Source organism: Achromobacter sp. 1011811831 (assembly GCF_059760905.1).
Map to the genome: position 1 here is coordinate 93,461 of NZ_JCBANG010000004.1, position 18,615 is coordinate 112,075.

Here is an 18,615-nt window from a genome sequence, read left to right on the forward strand (position 1 = left end):
GCGGAGCCTTCGGACAACTCCCCGTGCGCAGTCTGGCGCGGGGAGGCCGGACACAAGAAAGGCCGCCGATGCGAATCGGCGGCCTTTCTGTTTTTCCGCGCGGGCTTTTGCGCGGACGGGATTCGCGGGGCGCGGGCCTTAGCGTCCGGCCTGCTCCCGGGCGCGCTGGAAGGCCGGTCCCCAGGCCGGGTGGCCTGCTTCATTGGGCGCCAGCTCGAACGAGGGGTCCAGGGCCAGGATGCGGGCGAAGCTGTCCACGCACAGCTGGGTGTAGCGCGTGACGCAATAGCTGAACGCCTGGAGCTTGTAGGCTTCGACGCGCACCGCCCGGGTGGAGCCCGCCAGCTCGTCCGATTTCGCCACCTGGCGCACCACTTCGCCGTAATGGCCGGCGGCGTACTGGTCGCGCACTTGTTGCAATTGTTCCAGCGCCTGGGGCGTGGCGGGCGCTTCGGGCAGCGCGCGTTGCATGCCGGCGCAACCGGCAAGCACGGTGACGACGCCGGCCAGCGCGGCGAAGGAGCGGATTTTCATGGGCATGCGCAGAATTGGTGAGGATTGGCGATGGCGTTATCGTGCCACAGCCTGATGCGGTCGGACATTTTCGGCAATGTCCTTGTGTTGCAGATTCGATAATATTCGGGCTAATAACCGTCATTCCCGGGTACGTACGTCCCGAGCACCGCCTTGAACATGTCATCATCCGCCGGCCTGTTGACGCCGCGTGGCCCATTTTCCGGCGCCGCGCCATTGGCGTTGCGTCCCCTGAGCGCCATCGCCGCGACTGCGGCGGGGGGCGTGCCGGAGGCGCGCATCAAGCGCCTGCTGTCCGATCTGTTGCCGTCGCTGATGTCCTTGCATGCGCAGGGCGAGATCTGTGGCGACATCTCGCTGGACACTGTCGGCATGGACGAGGGCGCCCGCGCCCACCTGCTGCCTGAACTGGTGGTGGCCCGCTCGCGCCGCAACTCCCTGCCGCTCGCGCCCGGATTCGCGCCGATCGAGCTGTATGCCGACACGGCCCAGTGGCCGCGCGGCCCCTGGACCGACGTGTACGGGCTGTGCGCGGTGATGCACTCCCTGGTCACCGGCCTGTGCCCGCCGCCAGCGCCGGAACGGCGGGCCGAAGACCCCTACGAGCCCTTGGCCCAGCTGGGCCTGTCCAAGTACAGCCAGGAGTTCCTGCGCGTCATCGACGAGGGCCTGTCCATGCAGCCGGCCGAGCGGCCGCAGTCGCTGGCGGATCTGGCGGGCAGGCTGGGCATGGTGGTCTACGCAGATGCCACGCCCGCGTCTCCGGGCGCGGCCGGCGCCTCGCAACAGGCCTCGCTGCCGGTTGGCGGCGCGCATCTGCGCCAGCCGGCCGTGAAGCGCGGCAAGCCGGTATGGATCGGCCTGTTGCTGGCGCTGGTCATCGTGGGTGGCACCTTTGGCTGGTTCCAGTCCGGCCGCGCGCCCAATGCGCTGATCACCAGCTCCGAGCTGATGCCGCCGAACCCGCCCATGGTCCGACCGGAGGCGCCGGCGCAGCCGTCCGCGCCGCAAGCCGAGCCGCAAATGGCGCGCGCCGAGCCGCCCGTGGCGCCGCCCGGGCTGCAGCTCGCGCAGCAGACGATGCCCGCGCTGGTCGCGGAGTTCAAGCCGCCGGTTGCCGCGGATGCCGCGCCTCCTTCAACGGAAGCCCTGATCGGCGCGGCCCGTTCCCTGGACAACAGCGCCTTCCAGGCCGAGCCGGCAGCGCCGGCGCAGCCGCAGGAGGAACCCAAGCCCCGGCCCATCGCGACACCCGTGACGGTGCGGCTGGACATCAGGCCCTGGGGCGAGGTCTGGATCAACGGCGTCGCGCGCGGCATCAGTCCGCCGGTGAAGGAGCTGCGCCTGATTCCCGGCAAATACCAGGTGGTGCTGCGCAATGCGGATCTGCCGCCATACCGCGGCACGCTGGAAATCAAGGCGGGCAAGCCCGCGGTGATCTCGCACGTCTTCGAATGACGCGGGGGCGCGCGGTTACTGGCCGTCGTGCTCCGGCGCCATCGGCAGTCGCAGGCTGAAGACCGAGCCCTGGCCCGGTTCGCTGCTGACTTGCGCCGTGCCGCCGTGGCGTTGCGCCACCGTGCGCACGAAGGCCAGGCCCAGGCCGGCGCCGCCCACGTCCTTGCGCGTATCGGCGGCCACGCGGGAAAACGGTTCGAACAGGCTGTCCAGGTCTTGTGCGGCGATGCCCCGGCCCTGGTCGCGCACGCTGACGCGCCAATAGCCGTCGTCTTCCGCTATGCCGCAATCGATGCGGGTGTCGGCCGGGCTGTACTTGATCGCGTTGTCGATCAGATTGCACAGCGCCCGCATCAGCAGCGTCTGGTCGCCCAGCGCATAGGCCACGGGCAGGTCGGGCTGTGTCGCCAGCGCGATGTTCTTCTTCTGGGCGGCGGCCCAGAACTCGTCCACGCCATCCTGCACCAGGCTGCCCAGGTCCAGCTCGACCGGACGGATGGCCATCGATTCGGCGCGGGTCAGGTGCACGAAATCGTCCACCAGGTTCAGCGTGCGGCGCGCCAGCATGGCGATACGCCGCAGGGTATCGTCCTGGCTGTCGCGCGCGTCCGCTTCGTGATGCATGTCGATCAACGCCAGGATCGAGCTTTGCGGCGCGCGCATGTCGTGCGACACGAAACGCAGCGTTTCCTCGCGCTGGCGCTCGGCCTGGCGGATGCTGGAGATGTCGGTGAGCGTGGCCACCGTGCCGGCAAAATGGCCTTCCGCCGTGTGGATGGGCGCGCACTTGAGGATCAGGTCGCGTCCCGCGCGATCGCGCACTTCCAGGTCGGCGCTCCAGGGCGAGGATTCGCGTTCCTGTCCGCTCAGTGCGTCGGCCAGGCGCTGGCGCGCGTCATCATCTGAAATCGTGCGTTCGAGCAGATGCGTGGCGGGATGGCCGACGCGCGGCGGGCGCATGCCGAGCCGCTGGAAATACATGACCGCGGCCTGGTTGCGGAATTGCATGCGACCCTGTTCGTCGAACACCAGGGTTGCGTCCGGCATGCCGTCCAGGCCGTCCGCCAGGAAGCGCCGCAGGTTGCGCACGCGGGCCAGGGCGCGGCTCAGTTCGCCGACGCGATGCTCGAGCGAGGCGCTGTGGCCGAAGGACTGCGCGCGGGCTTCGTTCAGCACCGGCGGGTACTCGCGCTGCAGACGGCGCAGTTCGTAGTCCATGTAGCGCAGCGCGGCTTCCTGGCTGCGCCAGCTCCACATCGGATAGCTGAGCGCGACGCCCAGCATCGCCGCGCTGGGGGCGAACCACAGATTGGCCTGCGACAGCAGCAGCAGCGATGCCGCCAGCACGGCGGCCAGGAGCGCGAGGCACACCAGCAGGGCGCGCTTGGGCGAAAGCCGCCACAAGGCCAGGCAGGCAAGCAGCGCCGGCAGCGCGGAGAACAGCGCGTTCAACCAGGGCGGCGGCGCCTGATAGGCGATATCGTCGCGCGCCGCCTGCAACACATTGGCCACGATTTCAACGCCCGACATGCCGCTCGTGTCATGGGACACCGGCGTCGGATAGGTGTCGCTCAGGCCGGTGGCCCAGGCGCCGACCAGCACATACTTGCCGCGTAGCGCGTCCGCCGGCAGGTCGCCGCGCAGCACCGACAGATAGGACACGGTGTGGGTATGGGCCGGCGGGCCGGCATAGGGGATCAGAATGCTGCCATCCGGTTGCGCGCGCTTGAGCAAGCGGCCGGCAACGTCGGATTCGCCGCCGATGCGCAGCAGGGTCAGGGCCAGATGGCGCCACCAGTCGCCGTCGAACTGCACGCGCAGCACGCTTTCGCGCACCACGCCGTCGGCGTCGATGCGGGCGTTGATGAAGCCCAGCCCCGCCGCGGCCTGGGCCAGCGCCGGGATGGGCATGCTCATGCTGCCCGGGTGGTCGAGCCGGTCCAGCACCACGGGCAGCACCGCGCGGCCGTTGCGGCGCAGGCTGTCGGCGAGAATCGCGTCGTCGTTCGGATTGATCGTGTCGGGTTCCGCGAAGATCACGTCCAGGCCCACCGCCCGCGCGCCGTGCAGGCGGTCGAGCAGGGCGGCATGGATGGCGCGGCGCCAGGGCCAGCGGCCCAGCGCGTCGATGGTGGCGTCATCGATCGCGACGATCAGGATGTCCGGCGATGCCGGGCGCGGCGTCATGACGACCGCGCGGTCATACAGGATCTGGTCGACGCGGCCCAGCCCGTTCAGCGCGCCCAGCAGGGCCGCCAGCGCGATCAGCGCCGCCGCCAGCCACAGCCCTGAGCGCGAGCTGCGGTCCTGCGGGTGGGCGGCGTCGGCCATGGCGCGGGCAAACTCAGTAATCGGTCAGCGTCACGAAGCCGCCCGTGCCGGTGGCCACGCCCAGGCCGAATGCGGTGGACAGCTGGCTCATGCCTTCGAAGGTGGCGACGGCGTCCTGTCCGTGCAGGCCCAGGTCGTCGACCGCGCGCACCGAAACGTAGTAGGTGCCCGCGCCGGGGGCGCGGAAGCGGATGTCGTTGCTGGCGAAGAGCGCGGAAGACACGGGCTGCGCGCCATCGGCGTCGCGCGATACGCGCACCAGATAGCTCTTGGCGCCGGGCACGGGCTCGAACGCGCTGGTCCATTGGCCGCCGGCGCGCGTCGGCGCGGCCAGCTGCGGAGCCGGCAGCAGCTGGCGCAAACCGGCGACCGTGCCGTCCGCGCCGACCGCCGCGCCGAAACCGCGGGCCACGGCGACGGGCTTGGCCGGCGTGGCGCCGGGCGCGTGCGGTTGCAGGCGCACGCTACCCTCCAGCACTTCGCTATGCACGCCGCCGCTGCCGCTCTGCACACGGAAGCGCGTGCCGCGCACGCCCGTGACGGCGACGGGCGTGCGGATCTCGAAGCGACCCACGCCCTGGCCCTCCGGGGCCACCGAGGATTCCACGCTGCCGCGCTGCACGCGCACCACCGAGTCGGTCAGGCCGGTGCCTTCGAATTGCCGCATGCGAGACAGTTCCACCGAGCCGTCCGCGGGCAGCGTGAGCTTGGAGCCGTCGGCCAGTTCCAGCGTCACGAAGCCATTGGGCGCGGTGACGACGGTGCTGCCTTCGGGCAGGCTGGCGCCCGGCGCAAGCGTCTTGCCGGCGGCGGAGGCCTGGCCGCTGACGTGTACGACGCGCGCTTCTGCGGGCCGGACCGGAATCATGGACAGCGGGATGTGCAATTCCAGGCCGATCGGCAGCTGTTCGGGCGCGACGATCTTGTTCAGCGACTGCAGCGGATTCCAGTTGGCGGAATTGCGCGTGTACGTGTTGGCGATGTTGATCAGCGTATCGCCGGCGCGCACGCGGTAGATGAAGTCCTCGCCCAGCGAACCCGCGGGCTGGCCATGCGCGACGGCGCCGAGCAACAGGCTGGAAAACAGGACAAGCGAAGCAAGGGCGCGGTGGCGGCGCATGGCGGGCGATTCTCCGGATGTGGCATGGGCTGGGGCGCTCACGGCGCGGGCTGGCCGTCGTCCTGGGCGCTGGTCAGCTCCAGGCGGTAACCCAGCGCATAGGACGAGGTCAGGCGCACGCCGTGTTCCGGCCGCAGTTGCAGCTTTTGCCGGATGTTCGACAGATGCGTGTCCAGCGTGCGCGAGGTGGCCGGGATTTCCCTGTTCCACACGCATTCGGCGAGCACATCGCGCGACATGAGCCGGCCCAGATTGCGAAAGAACAGCAGCGCGAGCTCGAATTCCTTGGGCGCCAGCGTGACGGCCTTGCCGTTCAGCGCGATGGCGCGGGCGGAGGGCTCGACGCGGTAGTTCGCCACGTCGAACGATTCGTCCGCGGGTTCGGCGATCTGGCTGCGGCGCAGCAGGGCGGCCACCCTGGCCAGCAATTCCAGGGGGCGCAATGGCTTGACGATGTAATCATCGGCGCCGGCGCGCAGCCCTTCGACCAGGTCGTCCTCGCTGGATCGGTTGGTCAGGAAAATGACCGGGATCCGCGGGCCGATGTTGGCGCGCAGCCAGCGCACCACGTCGTCGCCGTCGATGTCGGGCAGGTGCCAGTCCAGCAGAACCAGATCGAAGCTCTCGTTGCGCATGGCCGAGAGCAGGTCGCGGCTCTGTTGATAGCTGCTGCATGTATATCCAGCAGCCGTCAGAACCTGCTGGATACGGCGTGCTTGGTCCAGGTCGTCTTCCAGCGACGCGATTTTCATAGGCGGCGTTGTGTCTCGCGGAGGGGGCTGCGCACGTACGCGTAGCGGCTTCCTATTGCGGAGTGGGGAAATTTGTGTAAACGAATGATAACTCGGGCGGCGGATCCCTGACGAAGTCATGCCAACAACCGTCAAACTTTGCAAACTTGACGAATCTTGACTGGAGTTGTTGCGCAACAAGCCGCCACACTGTCTCAACTGCATCGCCCGCCGCCAAGCGTGACAAGCCGGCGGCGATGCGGGACTTGGGGTTGGGGTGGGATGGAAAATGAATCAACTGCGCATACTTATGATGTCGCCGGACGAGCAGGCTCGCACTGCCGCCGTTTCGGCGCTGCTGCAGGCTGGCATTTCGGCCCGCGGCTGTTCGACTTCTCTCGAACTGTTCGGCTTGTTGAATAGCGGCGTCCACGACGCCGTCGTGCTCGATGTGGATGCCCTGGGCGAAATTGGCTACGCCCTGATCGCCCGGCTGCATGGCTCTTCGGCGCTGGGCATCATCGTGACCGGCAAGGCGCTTTCGCTGGATGACCGCTTGCGTTGCCTGCAAAGCGGCGCCGACGCCTGCCTGTCCGGCGCACAGGATCCGCGCGAACTGGCCTGCATGCTGCTGGCGCTGGCGCGCCGCCTGCCCGTGGGACAGCCGGCCGCCGGCCCGGACGGCGCCGCCAGCGGGCAGTGGGAACTGCGCGACCAGGGCTGGACGCTGGTCGCGCCGTCGGGCACCGCCATCTCGCTGTCGGCTAACGAACGCCTGATCGTCCGCTCGCTGCTGGAAGTGGCGGGGCGGGCGGTCGGCCGCAATGAGCTGGGCGACGAGCTGCGCGTCGAGGGCGGCGGCGCCCGTTCCAGCGGCTCGCGCAGCATCGACGTGATCGTCAGCCGCCTGCGACGCAAGGCCGAGCTGGCCGGCGTGATGCTGCCCATCCGTACCGTGTACGGCAGCGGCTACCTGTTCGCCGACCAATAGGGTCCTTCGGCGGCGCGCGCCGCGCTCCTTGAGCCCGCCACGGGCGCGCTTTTTGCGCGTAATGCGACCCCATTTCCGATCAGCTACGCCGAATCGGCAGTCTTCTGCCGCCAACACGCCGCTACGCTGCGCATATAAAGTTCTTTGACAGTGCAGTGCTTTCCAAGTTATGCTAAAGGGCTTACTGCTTTATTTGCGCGCAGAGCCCGTATGTTTTCGGGCGCGGAAAAAAGGTGAAAAGGACAGGCGTGGCTTGCTTCTTGCAGGTCACCGCAGGGTAGGAGGTGCGTCACGAGCCGTCCCGCCCCGCAGCCAGGTGTGTACGGGCATGCGATGCATGCCCAGTGATACATGCCGTGGCCGCCTCGCTTTCCGCCGTTTCCGGTACTGCGCGTTCCATGGTTTGCTGGCAGGCCCGCTCTTTTACGTATCTGACGTTAGAGGCGGTCCTGCGCGAGCCGCCTTCTCCGAGAGCATATCGCTCGAAGAGACGAGTACGTAAGTACTTACCAGTGGTACGTAAAAGGGATTTCAAAGGTCATGCCTACCATCAGCCAACTCGTGCGCAAGCCGCGCGAAGTCAGCATCATCAAGAGCAAGAGCCCCGCGCTCGAAAACTGCCCGCAACGCCGCGGCGTGTGCACCCGCGTGTACACCACCACCCCCAAGAAGCCGAACTCCGCTCTGCGTAAGGTCGCCAAGGTGCGTCTGACCAACGGTTACGAAGTCATTTCGTACATCGGCGGTGAAGGCCACAACCTGCAAGAGCACTCGGTCGTTCTGGTGCGTGGCGGTCGTGTGAAGGACTTGCCCGGTGTGCGTTATCACATCGTGCGCGGTTCCCTCGACCTGCAAGGCGTCAAGGACCGTAAGCAAGCCCGCTCGAAGTACGGCGCCAAGCGTCCGAAGAAGGCTTAATCGCTGTATCGCAGTACCCCGGCCGCGGATGTTCCGCAGACCGGAAAGTGTGCAGCTGCGCCAGTGGAAGCTGGAATAGTGTGCAGCACGTAAGGGGCCGTCACTGTAATGGGCGGCCATGGCCGTGTAATGAAACACGGTTCAACTGAACAGACACAAGGAAGCAACAATGCCCCGTCGTCGCGAAGTACCCAAGCGCGAGATTCTGCCCGATCCCAAGTTCGGCAGCGTCGAGCTCGCCAAGTTCATGAACGTCGTCATGCTGGACGGCAAGAAGGCCGTCGCCGAGCGCATCGTTTACGGTGCCCTCGCGCAAGTCGCCACCAAGACCGGCAAGGAGCCGATCGAGGTGTTCAGCACGGCGATCAACAACATCAAGCCGATCGTCGAAGTGAAGAGCCGCCGCGTTGGCGGTGCCAACTACCAAGTGCCGGTTGAAGTGCGCCCCGTGCGCCGCCTGGCCCTGGCTATGCGTTGGCTCCGTGAAGCCGCCAAGAAGCGTGGCGAGAAGTCGATGGATCTGCGTCTGGCTGGCGAACTGATCGATGCGTCCGAAGGTCGTGGCGCCGCGATGAAGAAGCGCGAAGACACGCACAAGATGGCCGAAGCCAACAAGGCTTTCAGCCATTTCCGCTGGTAATTTAAGGACTACCCACCATGGCCCGCAAAACCCCGATCGAGCGCTATCGCAACATTGGCATCTCTGCGCACATCGATGCAGGGAAAACCACCACGACCGAACGCATCCTGTTCTACACCGGCGTCAATCACAAGATTGGCGAAGTGCATGATGGCGCCGCCACCATGGACTGGATGGAGCAAGAGCAAGAGCGTGGCATCACCATTACGTCGGCTGCTACGACGGCGTTTTGGCGTGGCATGGCCAAGAACTACCCCGAACACCGCATCAACATCATCGACACCCCGGGACACGTGGACTTCACCATTGAGGTGGAACGTTCCATGCGCGTCCTGGACGGTGCCTGCATGGTCTATTGCGCGGTGGGCGGCGTTCAGCCTCAGTCCGAAACCGTGTGGCGCCAAGCCAACAAGTACGGCGTGCCGCGTCTGGCCTTCGTCAACAAGATGGACCGTACCGGCGCCAACTTCTTCAAGGTCTATGACCAGCTGAAGACGCGTCTGCGTGCGAACCCCGTGCCCGTCGTGATCCCGATCGGCGCCGAAGACTCGTTCAAGGGCGTCATCGATCTGGTCAAGATGAAAGCCATCATCTGGGACGAAGCCAGCCAAGGCATCAAGTTCGACTACGAAGACATTCCGGCCGAGCTGCAAGGCGCTGCCGAAGAATGGCGCGAGAAGCTGGTCGAGGCTGCCGCCGAGTCGTCCGAGGAACTGATGAACAAGTACCTCGAGACCGGTTCGCTGGACGAAGACGAAATCAACAAGGCCATCCGCCAGCGCACCATCGCCGGCGAGATCCAGCCGATGCTGTGCGGCACCGCCTTCAAGAACAAGGGCGTGCAGCGCATGCTCGACGCCGTCATCGACTACCTGCCGTCGCCCGTGGACATTCCCCCGGTTGATGGCCAGGACGACGATGGCAATCCGGTCCAGCGCACCGCCGACGACGACGAAAAGTTCTCGGCGCTGGCGTTCAAGCTGATGAGCGATCCGTTCGTGGGTCAGCTGACCTTCGTGCGCGTTTACTCGGGCGTCCTGAAGTCGGGCGACACGGTCTACAACCCCATCAAGGGCAAGAAGGAACGTATCGGCCGCATTCTGCAGATGCACGCGAACAACCGCGAGGAAATCAAGGAAGTTCTGGCCGGCGACATCGCCGCCGTGGTGGGTTTGAAGGACGTGACGACCGGCGAAACGCTGTGCGACATCGACTCCCACATCCTGCTCGAGCGCATGGTGTTCCCGGAGCCCGTGATTTCGCAGGCCGTCGAACCCAAGTCGAAGGCTGACCAGGAAAAGATGGGCCTGGCGCTGTCGCGCCTGGCTCAGGAAGATCCGTCGTTCCGCGTGCGTAGCGACGAAGAATCCGGCCAGACCATCATTTCCGGCATGGGCGAGCTGCACCTGGAAATTCTGGTCGATCGCATGAAGCGCGAATTCGGCGTGGAAGCCAACGTCGGCAAGCCGCAGGTGGCCTACCGCGAAACGATCCGCAAGACCTGCGACGAAGTCGAAGGCAAGTTCGTCAAGCAGTCGGGCGGTCGCGGCCAGTACGGTCACGTGGTCCTGAAGGTCGAACCGCTGCCCCCGGGCGGCGGCTACGAGTTCGTGGACGCCATCAAGGGCGGCGTGGTGCCGCGCGAGTTCATCCCCGCGGTGGACAAGGGCATCCAGGAAACCCTGCCGTCGGGCATCCTGGCCGGTTACCCGGTCGTGGACGTCAAGGTCACGCTGTTCTTCGGTTCGTACCACGACGTGGACTCGAACGAAAACGCGTTCAAGATGGCCGGCTCGATGGGCTTCAAGGAAGGCATGCGCAAGGCCAGCCCCGTGCTGCTCGAGCCCATGATGGCCGTTGAAGTCGAAACGCCTGAAGACTACGCCGGTACCGTGATGGGCGATCTGTCCTCGCGTCGCGGCATGGTTCAGGGCATGGACGACATGGTTGGCGGCGGCAAGGTCATCAAGGCCGAAGTTCCGCTGGCCGAGATGTTCGGTTACGCCACGAACCTGCGTTCGCTGACGCAAGGTCGTGCCACGTACACGATGGAATTCAAGCATTACTCCGAGGCCCCCAAGAACGTCGCTGACGAAGTCATCGCCGCTCGGGCCAAGTAAATAACCCTCGCCGCGTCCGCCCAAAAGGCGGCGCGGCAAATATCGAAATTTCCTTGAAAGTCAAAGGATAGAGATCATGGCAAAAGGCAAGTTTGAACGTACCAAGCCGCACGTGAACGTGGGTACGATTGGTCACGTTGACCACGGCAAAACGACGTTGACGGCAGCCATCACGACGGTTCTGTCGACCAAGTTCGGCGGCGAAGCCAAGGGCTACGACCAGATCGACGCGGCTCCTGAAGAAAAGGCGCGCGGCATCACCATCAACACCGCGCACGTCGAGTACGAAACGGAATCGCGTCACTACGCGCACGTTGACTGCCCGGGCCACGCCGACTACGTCAAGAACATGATCACGGGCGCTGCCCAGATGGACGGCGCGATCCTGGTCGTGTCGGCCGCTGACGGCCCGATGCCGCAGACCCGCGAGCACATCCTGCTGTCGCGCCAGGTCGGCGTGCCGTACATCATCGTCTTCCTGAACAAGGCTGACATGGTTGACGACGCCGAGCTGCTCGAGCTGGTGGAAATGGAAGTTCGCGAACTGCTGTCCAAGTACGACTTCCCGGGCGACGACACCCCGATCGTCAAGGGTTCGGCCAAGCTGGCGCTGGAAGGCGACAAGGGCGAGCTGGGCGAGCAGGCCATCCTGGCCCTGGCCCAAGCCCTGGACACCTACATCCCGACGCCCGAGCGTGCCGTTGACGGCGCGTTCCTGATGCCGGTGGAAGACGTGTTCTCGATCTCGGGTCGCGGCACCGTGGTGACCGGCCGTATCGAACGCGGCATCATCAAGGTCGGCGAGGAAATCGAAATCGTCGGTATCACCCCGACGGTCAAGACGACCTGCACGGGCGTGGAAATGTTCCGCAAGCTGCTGGACCAAGGCCAAGCCGGCGACAACGTGGGCATCCTGCTGCGCGGCACCAAGCGTGAAGACGTCCAGCGCGGCCAGGTTCTGGCCAAGCCGGGCTCGATCACCCCGCACACGGACTTCACGTCCGAGGTGTACATCCTGTCCAAGGAAGAAGGCGGCCGCCATACCCCGTTCTTCAACGGCTATCGTCCCCAGTTCTACTTCCGCACGACGGACGTGACGGGCACGATCGACCTGCCGGCCGACAAGGAAATGGTTCTGCCGGGCGACAACGTGACGATGACCGTCAAGCTGCTGGCCCCCATCGCCATGGAAGAAGGCCTGCGCTTCGCCATCCGTGAAGGCGGTCGTACCGTCGGCGCCGGCGTCGTCGCCAAGATCCTGAAGTAATCGGATCACAAGCAGCACCTACCCAGCGGGGGCGCACCGCGCCCTCGCAACTCGTTCTTTAGGAAACGCCATGAAAAACCAGAAGATCCGCATCCGCTTGAAAGCCTTCGATTACAAGCTGATCGATCAATCGGCCGCTGAAATCGTTGATACCGCCAAGCGCACGGGCGCCGTCGTCCGTGGTCCGGTGCCGCTGCCCACGCGCATCCGTCGCTATGACGTGCTGCGTTCGCCGCACGTCAACAAGACGTCGCGCGATCAGTTCGAAATCCGCACGCACCAGCGCTTGATGGACATCGTTGATCCCACCGACAAGACCGTTGACGCCTTGATGCGTCTGGACCTGCCGGCCGGCGTTGACGTCGAAATCGCGCTGCAGTAAGTAGGCGTAGCAGGTTGGCGACCTTCGCCCGCCGACCTGTGAAAAATGGCCGCAATCCCTCGGGACTGCGGCCATTTTGTTTTGTGGCCGGTGCCAGCGCAGGCGCGGGCTGTACACAAGGCGCAGGTAAGTTAGCAGGCGCTTACTTTGTCGGTCAGCCGCTGATCAACGATTGATCAGGGCTGAGTGCCGGAAGATATCGGCATGCCGCCGCAGGCCCGGGCGCCGATCTGCCCGCTCCGCGTCGCGCGGCCGACACGGAAAACGCGCTAAGTGCTTGTGTTGCCTGAAAAAAACGTGCTAATATGCCAAGCTTGCCATTTTGTGGCAAGTCTAACTATGGTCCGACGCTTTGCGTTGCCGGGTCTTTTGCGTGAATCCGTAAGGAAACCCGCAGGGGAAACGTCCGGAAAGTCCGGGCCAGGTTGCACATAGTCGTAGGGCAAAGGCCGTTACCTTTTGCCCGATTAGCCCCGACCAATCGCAGTCGGGAATGGAGAAAACGATGTCGAATTCGACACCCACGCCCGCCGCTCACCGGCTGGGTCTGGTGGGTCGCAAGGTCGGCATGACCCGCATTTTTACCGAGGAAGGTGAATCCATCCCGGTAACCGTGCTGGACGTGTCGAACAACCGTGTGACCCAGGTTAAGTCGCTGGAAACCGACGGCTACGCCGCGATCCAGGTGGCTTATGGCACCCGTCGTGCCTCGCGTGTGGCTCAGCCGCAAACGGGCCACTACGCCAAGGCCGGCACTGAAGCCGGCAGCATCCTGAAAGAGTTCCGCCTCGACCCCGCCCGCGCCGCTGAATTCGCGGCTGGCGCCGTCATCGCCGTGGAATCCGTGTTCGAAGCCGGCCAACAGGTCGACGTGACGGGCACCACCATCGGTAAGGGTTTCGCCGGTACCATCAAGCGCCACAACTTCGGTTCGCAACGCGCGTCGCACGGTAACTCCCGTTCGCACCGCGTGCCGGGCTCGATCGGTCAAGCTCAAGATCCGGGCCGTATTTTCCCGGGTAAGCGCATGGCTGGTCACCTGGGCGACGTCACCCGCACCGTCCAGAACCTGGACGTCGTTCGCGTTGACGCCGAGCGCGGCCTGCTGCTGGTCAAGGGCGCCGTCCCCGGCCACGCTGGCTCCGATATCGTCGTGCGCCCGGCCATCAAGGCCCCGGCCAAGAAGGGAGCGTAAGTAAATGGATCTCAAGCTCCTGAACGAACAAGGTCAGGCTGCCGCTACGTTCAGCGCGCCCGACACGATTTTCGGTCGTGACTTCAACGAAGCGCTGATTCACCAGGTCGTCGTGGCTTTCCAAGCCAACGCCCGTGCCGGTAACCGCGCCCAGAAGGACCGTTCCGAAGTCAAGCACTCCACCAAGAAGCCCTGGCGTCAGAAGGGTACCGGCCGCGCTCGCGCCGGTATGACCTCGTCGCCGCTGTGGCGTGGTGGTGGTCGCATCTTCCCGAACTCGCCTGAAGAAAACTTCAGCCAGAAGGTCAACAAGAAGATGTACCGCGCCGGTATCCGCTCGATCCTGTCGCAGCTGGCCCGCGAAGACCGCATCGCCGTCGTCGAATCGTTCGACCTCGAATCCCCCAAGACCAAGCTGGCTGCCGCCAAGCTGAAGAGCCTGGGCCTGGATTCGGTGCTGATCATCACCGACAACGTCGATGAAAATGTTTACCTCGCCACCCGCAACCTGCCGCACGTTGCCGTGGTCGAGCCCCGTTACGCCGATCCGTTGTCGCTGGTCCACTACAAGAAAGTGCTGATCACCAAGCCGGCCATCGCTCAACTCGAGGAGATGCTGGGATGAACGCTGAACGCTTGATGCAAGTCATTCTGGCTCCGATCGTGACCGAAAAGGCCACGTTCGTCGCTGAGAAGAATCAGCAAGTCGCTTTCCGTGTCGTGGCTGACGCTACCAAGCCGGAAATCAAGGCTGCCGTCGAACTGCTCTTCAAGGTGCAGGTCGAGTCCGTGCAGGTCCTCAACCGTAAGGGCAAAGTCAAGCGCTTTGGCCGTTTCGTCGGCCGCCGTCGCAATGAGCGCAAGGCCTACGTCTCGCTCAAGGACGGCCAGGAAATCGACTTTGCGGAGGTGAAGTAAATGGCCCTCGTAAAAGTTAAGCCGACTTCGGCTGGCCGCCGTGGCATGGTGAAGGTTGTCAGCCCGAACCTGCACAAGGGCGAGCCCTACGCGCCGCTGCTCGAAAAGAAGACCCGTGGCTCGGGCCGTAACAACAACGGCCACATCACCGTCCGTCATCGTGGCGGTGGTCACAAGCAACACTACCGTGTCGTCGACTTCCGTCGCGACAAGGATGGCATCCCGGCAAAGGTCGAGCGTCTGGAATATGACCCGAACCGTACGGCGCACATCGCTCTGCTGTGCTACGCCGACGGCGAGCGTCGTTACATCATCGCTCCCCGTGGCCTGGAAGTGGGCGCCACGCTGGTCTCGGGCATCGAAGCCCCGATCCGCGCCGGCAACACGCTGCCGATCCGCAACATCCCGGTGGGTACCACCATCCACTGCGTGGAAATGATCCCCGGCAAGGGTGCTCAGATGGTCCGTTCGGCCGGCGCTTCCGCCGTCCTGCTGGCCCGCGAAGGCACGTACGCCCAGGTTCGTCTGCGCTCGGGTGAAGTGCGCCGCGTGCACATCGAGTGCCGCGCCACCATCGGTGAAGTCGGTAACGAAGAACACAGCCTGCGCCAGATCGGCAAGGCCGGTGCAATGCGTTGGCGCGGTGTCCGCCCGACGGTTCGTGGCGTGGCCATGAACCCGGTCGATCACCCGCACGGTGGCGGCGAAGGCCGTACCGGTGAAGCACGCGAGCCGGTCAGCCCGTGGGGCACTCCGGCGAAGGGTTTCAAGACCCGTCGCAACAAGCGGACGAACAATATGATCGTCCAACGGCGCAAGCGCAAGTAAGAGGCGAACACTATGTCACGTTCGATCAAGAAAGGCCCGTTTGTCGACGCTCACCTGATCAAAAAGGTGGACACGGCCGTCGCGGGCAAAGACAAGAAGCCGATCAAGACCTGGTCGCGCCGTTCCACGATCCTGCCCGAGTTCATCGGTCTGACGATCGCTGTGCACAACGGCAAGCAGCATGTTCCCGTTTACATCAACGAGAACATGGTCGGTCACAAGCTGGGCGAGTTCGCGCTGACCCGTACGTTCAAGGGTCACGCCGCGGACAAGAAGGCGAAGAGGTAAGCGATGGAAACTACTGCCATTATCCGTGGGGTTCACATCTCCGCACAAAAGACTCGCCTGGTTGCGGACCTGATCCGCGGCCAGAAGGTCGGCCGTGCGCTGGAAATCCTCACCTTCTCGCCGAAGAAGGCCGCCGCCATCCTGAAGAAGGCTGTCGAGTCCGCCATCGCCAACGCCGAGCACAACGACGGCGCCGATATCGACGAACTGAAGGTCACCACGATTTTCGTGGACAAGGCTCAGTCGATGAAGCGCTTCTCCGCTCGCGCCAAGGGCCGCGGCAACCGTATCGAGAAGCAGACCTGCCACATCACGGTCAAGGTCGGAGCTTAAGGAGTCACGATGGGTCAGAAAATTCACCCCACTGGGTTCCGTCTCGCGGTCACCCGTAACTGGTCCTCGCGTTGGTTCGCCGACGACAAGGCCTTCGGCGCCATGCTGGCCGAAGACATTCGCGTCCGCGAGTACCTGAAGAAGAAGCTCAAGAGCGCCTCCGTTGGTCGCGTGATCATCGAGCGTCCCGCCAAGAATGCCCGCATCACCGTCTACTCGGCTCGTCCGGGCGTGGTGATCGGCAAGCGCGGCGAAGACATCGAAAGCCTGAAGGCTGATCTGCAGCGCCTGATGGGCGTGCCGGTGCACGTGAACATCGAAGAAATCCGCAAGCCGGAAACCGATGCTCAACTGATCGCCGATTCGATCTCGCAACAGCTCGAAAAGCGCATCATGTTCCGTCGCGCCATGAAGCGTGCGATGCAGAACGCCATGCGTCTGGGTGCCCAGGGCATCAAGATCATGTCGTCGGGCCGTCTGAACGGCATCGAAATCGCTCGCACCGAGTGGTACCGCGAAGGCCGTGTGCCGCTGCACACGCTGAAGGCGAACATCGACTACGGCACCTCCGAAGCTCACACCACCTACGGTGTGATCGGCATCAAGGTCTGGGTCTACAAGGGCGACATGCTGGCCAACGGCGAACTGCCGCCGGAAACCGCCGCCCCGCGTGAAGAAGAACGCCGTCCGCGCCGCGCTCCGCGTGGCGATCGTCCGGAAGGTGCTCGCACCGGTCGTCCGGGTGGTCGTGGCCGTGGTCCCCGCAAGGCGGACGCGGCTCCGGCTCCTGAAGGAGAATAACCATGCTGCAACCCTCTCGCAGAAAGTATCGCAAAGAGCAAAAGGGCCGCAACACCGGTCTGGCGACTCGCGGCACCCACGTGTCGTTCGGCGAATTCGGTCTGAAGGCCACCGGCCGTGGCCGTCTGACCGCCCGCCAGATCGAAGCCGCTCGTCGTGCCATCAACCGTCACATCAAGCGTGGCGGCCGCATCTGGATCCGGATTTTCCCGGACAAGCCGATCTCGCAGAAGCCTGCCGAAGTCCGTATGGGTAACGGTAAGGGCAACCCGGAGTACTGGGTCGCCGAAATTCAGCCCGGCAAGGTGCTCTACGAAATGGAAGGGGTTAGCGAAGAGCTCGCGCGTGAAGCTTTCCGCCTGGCCGCTGCCAAGCTGCCGATTTCGACCACGTTCGTCGCGCGTCATATCGGTGCTTAAGGAGTACTAAGACATGAAAGCCAGCGAACTCCGTTCGAAAGACGCCGCCGAGCTCGGCAAAGAGCTCGAAAGCCTGCTGAAGGCACAATTCGGTCTGCGTATGCAGAAGGCCACGCAGCAGCTTGCCAATACCAGCCAGCTGCGCAACGTGCGCCGCGACATCGCGCGCGTGCGTACCTTGCTGACCGAGAAGGCAGGGAAATAAAGATGAGCGAAACTCAAAACACCCAAGTGGCCAAGCGCCAGCGCACGCTGGTTGGCAAGGTCGTCAGCAACAAGATGGACAAGACTGTCGTTGTGCTCGTCGAGCGCCGCGTCAAGCACCCCATCTTCGGCAAGATCATCATGCGTTCCGCGAAGTACAAGGCGCACGATGAGTCGAACCAGTACAACGAAGGCGATACCGTCGAAATCGCTGAAGGCCGTCCCATCTCGCGCTCGAAGTCGTGGCGTGTGGTGCGTCTGGTTGAAGCCGCGCGTATCATCTAAGTAGCAGTTCATCGGGACGGCATGCCGTTCTGATATAAAAACGGCAAGGGATCAAACCCTTGCCGTTTTTTTTTCGTCTGTCGCGTCCGTCGAGATGCGCGCAACCAGGTAATGGGGAGCAGGGCAAAGACATGGGCCGCCGTTTTTCAGGCTTCAAGCGGATCGCACGCGCGGCGTGCGGCATGAGCATGTTTGCATGCACGGTAGCCTGGACGATATCCGCGGCGCAGTCGCTGCCCGCGGAGCCTGTGGGCGCGGCGCCCACGCCAGCGATGCCAGTGGCGGAGCAGGGGCTGGCCGGACCGGCCGCCAAGGCCGGCGTCGCAAATCCTGGTGCTCAAACTGGCGCGGATAGGTCCGTCGCATCGCCTGGCGATGTGCCGATGCCCATCGACAAGCGGGGCGGCAACGCCCTGACCGCCGGCCCCGATCCGCGCGTGCAGTTTCCCGCAGACTCGCGTGACCATGCCGCCATTTTTGGCACGCAAGACGAGGACGAGCTGGCGCTCGCCGGACAGGAGCGCGCCATCGACGAACAACGCATGCGCTTGCAGGCATTGGAACGCTTGTTCAATCAAACGCCGGGTCCGCGCGCAGCGCCGGCAGGCACGATCCCGCTGGGCCGGAGTTCGGCCGATCTGCCGCCGCCTTCCATGCCGAAGCTGGCCCCCGCGCCGGCCGGCTCGCGCCTGGACGGCACGATGGATGCGCGGCGCCAGGTCGATGCCATGCAGCGCAAGGTGGACGGCATGCTGCGCAATGCCAATACCTTGAGCACGCCGTCGCGTTGAGGGGCCGCCTTCGGCGCACACCCCACGTCTGAAACCCAGCGTAGCAACTGTCCGGAATCAG

At 64.7% G+C, this 18,615-nt stretch carries 22 protein-coding genes; 18 read left to right on the forward strand and 4 right to left on the reverse strand.

Going from position 1 to position 18,615, the window contains the following annotated elements; all coding sequences use genetic code 11:
• Positions 1 to 138 precede the first annotated feature (138 nt).
• Positions 139 to 534 (reverse strand): TssQ family T6SS-associated lipoprotein, encoded by a 396-nt coding sequence (locus tag AC6LJ9_RS02985; RefSeq protein WP_498146381.1) that lies wholly within the window; start codon positions 532 to 534, stop codon positions 139 to 141.
• Positions 535 to 693: 159 nt separating this feature from the next.
• On the opposite strand from AC6LJ9_RS02985, the gene AC6LJ9_RS02990 reads away from it, so the two are divergent.
• The gene (locus AC6LJ9_RS02990) at positions 694 to 1,992 is read left to right on the forward strand and encodes a serine/threonine-protein kinase (RefSeq protein WP_498146382.1); all 1,299 of its coding nucleotides are present in this window, start codon (positions 694 to 696) and stop codon (positions 1,990 to 1,992) included.
• Positions 1,993 to 2,007: 15 nt separating this feature from the next.
• Here AC6LJ9_RS02990 and AC6LJ9_RS02995 read toward each other — a convergent pair whose 3' ends face one another.
• The 3 genes from AC6LJ9_RS02995 to AC6LJ9_RS03005 are packed head-to-tail and all read right to left on the reverse strand — an operon-like array spanning position 2,008 to position 6,195.
• Entirely contained in the window at positions 2,008 to 4,323 is a 2,316-nt protein-coding gene (locus AC6LJ9_RS02995) for a CHASE2 domain-containing protein (protein ID WP_498146383.1), read from the reverse strand.
• Between the two features lie 13 nt (positions 4,324 to 4,336).
• Complete coding sequence (locus AC6LJ9_RS03000; protein ID WP_103271747.1) at positions 4,337 to 5,443, reverse strand: FecR domain-containing protein; 1,107 nt, start codon at positions 5,441 to 5,443, stop codon at positions 4,337 to 4,339.
• Between the two features lie 38 nt (positions 5,444 to 5,481).
• On the reverse strand, positions 5,482 to 6,195 hold the full coding sequence (locus AC6LJ9_RS03005; protein ID WP_212318377.1) for a response regulator transcription factor: 714 nt from the start codon (positions 6,193 to 6,195) through the stop codon (positions 5,482 to 5,484).
• Between the two features lie 268 nt (positions 6,196 to 6,463).
• Between AC6LJ9_RS03005 and AC6LJ9_RS03010 the strand changes: the two genes are divergently transcribed.
• The 17 genes from AC6LJ9_RS03010 (at position 6,464) to AC6LJ9_RS03090 (ending at position 18,554) form a co-directional block, all read left to right on the forward strand.
• Positions 6,464 to 7,165, forward strand: coding sequence for a response regulator transcription factor (locus tag AC6LJ9_RS03010; protein WP_498146384.1), 702 nt, complete (start codon positions 6,464 to 6,466; stop codon positions 7,163 to 7,165).
• A gap of 540 nt (positions 7,166 to 7,705) precedes the next feature.
• Positions 7,706 to 8,083, forward strand: a complete 378-nt coding sequence (rpsL, locus tag AC6LJ9_RS03015; RefSeq protein WP_005017264.1) for a 30S ribosomal protein S12 — start codon at positions 7,706 to 7,708, stop codon at positions 8,081 to 8,083.
• Positions 8,084 to 8,252: 169 nt separating this feature from the next.
• Positions 8,253 to 8,723 carry a 30S ribosomal protein S7 gene (gene rpsG, locus AC6LJ9_RS03020; protein WP_212318381.1) on the forward strand — a complete coding sequence of 157 codons (471 nt, stop codon included), beginning with the start codon at positions 8,253 to 8,255 and terminating at the stop codon, positions 8,721 to 8,723.
• Positions 8,724 to 8,740: 17 nt separating this feature from the next.
• Positions 8,741 to 10,843 (forward strand): elongation factor G, encoded by a 2,103-nt coding sequence (gene fusA, locus AC6LJ9_RS03025; protein ID WP_212318383.1) that lies wholly within the window; start codon positions 8,741 to 8,743, stop codon positions 10,841 to 10,843.
• Positions 10,844 to 10,919: 76 nt separating this feature from the next.
• Positions 10,920 to 12,110, forward strand: coding sequence for an elongation factor Tu (tuf, locus tag AC6LJ9_RS03030; protein WP_103271742.1), 1,191 nt, complete (start codon positions 10,920 to 10,922; stop codon positions 12,108 to 12,110).
• Between the two features lie 70 nt (positions 12,111 to 12,180).
• Complete coding sequence (rpsJ, locus tag AC6LJ9_RS03035; protein WP_003806903.1) at positions 12,181 to 12,492, forward strand: 30S ribosomal protein S10; 312 nt, start codon at positions 12,181 to 12,183, stop codon at positions 12,490 to 12,492.
• A 505-nt stretch (positions 12,493 to 12,997) separates the two neighbouring features.
• Positions 12,998 to 13,687, forward strand: a complete 690-nt coding sequence (gene rplC, locus AC6LJ9_RS03040; protein WP_199770953.1) for a 50S ribosomal protein L3 — start codon at positions 12,998 to 13,000, stop codon at positions 13,685 to 13,687.
• Positions 13,688 to 13,691: 4 nt separating this feature from the next.
• Complete coding sequence (gene rplD, locus AC6LJ9_RS03045; RefSeq protein ID WP_103271740.1) at positions 13,692 to 14,312, forward strand: 50S ribosomal protein L4; 621 nt, start codon at positions 13,692 to 13,694, stop codon at positions 14,310 to 14,312.
• Positions 14,309 to 14,605 (forward strand): 50S ribosomal protein L23, encoded by a 297-nt coding sequence (gene rplW / locus AC6LJ9_RS03050; RefSeq protein WP_006216557.1) that lies wholly within the window; start codon positions 14,309 to 14,311, stop codon positions 14,603 to 14,605. The genes rplD and rplW overlap by 4 nt, the downstream gene beginning before the upstream one ends.
• Positions 14,606 to 15,433 (forward strand): 50S ribosomal protein L2, encoded by an 828-nt coding sequence (rplB, locus tag AC6LJ9_RS03055; protein WP_103271739.1) that lies wholly within the window; start codon positions 14,606 to 14,608, stop codon positions 15,431 to 15,433. It abuts the gene before it with no gap.
• 12 nt (positions 15,434 to 15,445) lie between these two features.
• Positions 15,446 to 15,721, forward strand: coding sequence for a 30S ribosomal protein S19 (gene rpsS / locus AC6LJ9_RS03060; RefSeq protein WP_006216555.1), 276 nt, complete (start codon positions 15,446 to 15,448; stop codon positions 15,719 to 15,721).
• Between the two features lie 3 nt (positions 15,722 to 15,724).
• A complete protein-coding gene (gene rplV, locus AC6LJ9_RS03065; protein WP_006389608.1) occupies positions 15,725 to 16,054 on the forward strand; it encodes a 50S ribosomal protein L22 in 330 nt (109 codons plus the stop codon).
• A gap of 9 nt (positions 16,055 to 16,063) precedes the next feature.
• Positions 16,064 to 16,855: a 30S ribosomal protein S3 gene (gene rpsC / locus AC6LJ9_RS03070; protein ID WP_103271738.1), complete on the forward strand. Its 792-nt coding sequence runs from the start codon at positions 16,064 to 16,066 to the stop codon at positions 16,853 to 16,855.
• Between the two features lie 2 nt (positions 16,856 to 16,857).
• Positions 16,858 to 17,274, forward strand: coding sequence for a 50S ribosomal protein L16 (rplP, locus tag AC6LJ9_RS03075; protein WP_006389610.1), 417 nt, complete (start codon positions 16,858 to 16,860; stop codon positions 17,272 to 17,274).
• A 13-nt stretch (positions 17,275 to 17,287) separates the two neighbouring features.
• Entirely contained in the window at positions 17,288 to 17,479 is a 192-nt protein-coding gene (gene rpmC, locus AC6LJ9_RS03080) for a 50S ribosomal protein L29 (RefSeq protein ID WP_003806912.1), read from the forward strand.
• A gap of 2 nt (positions 17,480 to 17,481) precedes the next feature.
• Entirely contained in the window at positions 17,482 to 17,763 is a 282-nt protein-coding gene (rpsQ, locus tag AC6LJ9_RS03085) for a 30S ribosomal protein S17 (RefSeq protein WP_006216549.1), read from the forward strand.
• Positions 17,764 to 17,822: 59 nt separating this feature from the next.
• Positions 17,823 to 18,554, forward strand: a complete 732-nt coding sequence (locus tag AC6LJ9_RS03090; RefSeq protein ID WP_498146385.1) for a hypothetical protein — start codon at positions 17,823 to 17,825, stop codon at positions 18,552 to 18,554.
• Positions 18,555 to 18,615 lie beyond the last annotated feature (61 nt).

Excerpts from the sequence above, each read along its gene's own strand:
- AC6LJ9_RS03000 (WP_103271747.1), bottom strand. The coding sequence starts at position 5,443 with ATGCGCCGCCACCGCGCCCTTGCTTCGCTTGTCCTGTTTTCCAGCCTG.
- rpsL (WP_005017264.1), top strand. The coding sequence starts at position 7,706 with ATGCCTACCATCAGCCAACTCGTGCGCAAGCCGCGCGAAGTCAGCATC.
- tuf (WP_103271742.1), top strand. The coding sequence starts at position 10,920 with ATGGCAAAAGGCAAGTTTGAACGTACCAAGCCGCACGTGAACGTGGGT.
- rplP (WP_006389610.1), top strand. The coding sequence starts at position 16,858 with ATGCTGCAACCCTCTCGCAGAAAGTATCGCAAAGAGCAAAAGGGCCGC.
- rpsJ (WP_003806903.1), top strand. The coding sequence starts at position 12,181 with ATGAAAAACCAGAAGATCCGCATCCGCTTGAAAGCCTTCGATTACAAG.
- rpmC (WP_003806912.1), top strand. The coding sequence starts at position 17,288 with ATGAAAGCCAGCGAACTCCGTTCGAAAGACGCCGCCGAGCTCGGCAAA.
- rplD (WP_103271740.1), top strand. The coding sequence starts at position 13,692 with ATGGATCTCAAGCTCCTGAACGAACAAGGTCAGGCTGCCGCTACGTTC.
- rpsQ (WP_006216549.1), top strand. The coding sequence starts at position 17,482 with ATGAGCGAAACTCAAAACACCCAAGTGGCCAAGCGCCAGCGCACGCTG.
- AC6LJ9_RS03010 (WP_498146384.1), top strand. The coding sequence starts at position 6,464 with ATGAATCAACTGCGCATACTTATGATGTCGCCGGACGAGCAGGCTCGC.
- AC6LJ9_RS02995 (WP_498146383.1), bottom strand. The coding sequence starts at position 4,323 with ATGGCCGACGCCGCCCACCCGCAGGACCGCAGCTCGCGCTCAGGGCTG.
- AC6LJ9_RS03005 (WP_212318377.1), bottom strand. The coding sequence starts at position 6,195 with ATGAAAATCGCGTCGCTGGAAGACGACCTGGACCAAGCACGCCGTATC.
- rpsG (WP_212318381.1), top strand. The coding sequence starts at position 8,253 with ATGCCCCGTCGTCGCGAAGTACCCAAGCGCGAGATTCTGCCCGATCCC.
- fusA (WP_212318383.1), top strand. The coding sequence starts at position 8,741 with ATGGCCCGCAAAACCCCGATCGAGCGCTATCGCAACATTGGCATCTCT.
- AC6LJ9_RS02985 (WP_498146381.1), bottom strand. The coding sequence starts at position 534 with ATGAAAATCCGCTCCTTCGCCGCGCTGGCCGGCGTCGTCACCGTGCTT.
- rplV (WP_006389608.1), top strand. The coding sequence starts at position 15,725 with ATGGAAACTACTGCCATTATCCGTGGGGTTCACATCTCCGCACAAAAG.
- rplC (WP_199770953.1), top strand. The coding sequence starts at position 12,998 with ATGTCGAATTCGACACCCACGCCCGCCGCTCACCGGCTGGGTCTGGTG.
- rpsS (WP_006216555.1), top strand. The coding sequence starts at position 15,446 with ATGTCACGTTCGATCAAGAAAGGCCCGTTTGTCGACGCTCACCTGATC.
- rplB (WP_103271739.1), top strand. The coding sequence starts at position 14,606 with ATGGCCCTCGTAAAAGTTAAGCCGACTTCGGCTGGCCGCCGTGGCATG.
- rplW (WP_006216557.1), top strand. The coding sequence starts at position 14,309 with ATGAACGCTGAACGCTTGATGCAAGTCATTCTGGCTCCGATCGTGACC.
- AC6LJ9_RS02990 (WP_498146382.1), top strand. The coding sequence starts at position 694 with ATGTCATCATCCGCCGGCCTGTTGACGCCGCGTGGCCCATTTTCCGGC.
- rpsC (WP_103271738.1), top strand. The coding sequence starts at position 16,064 with ATGGGTCAGAAAATTCACCCCACTGGGTTCCGTCTCGCGGTCACCCGT.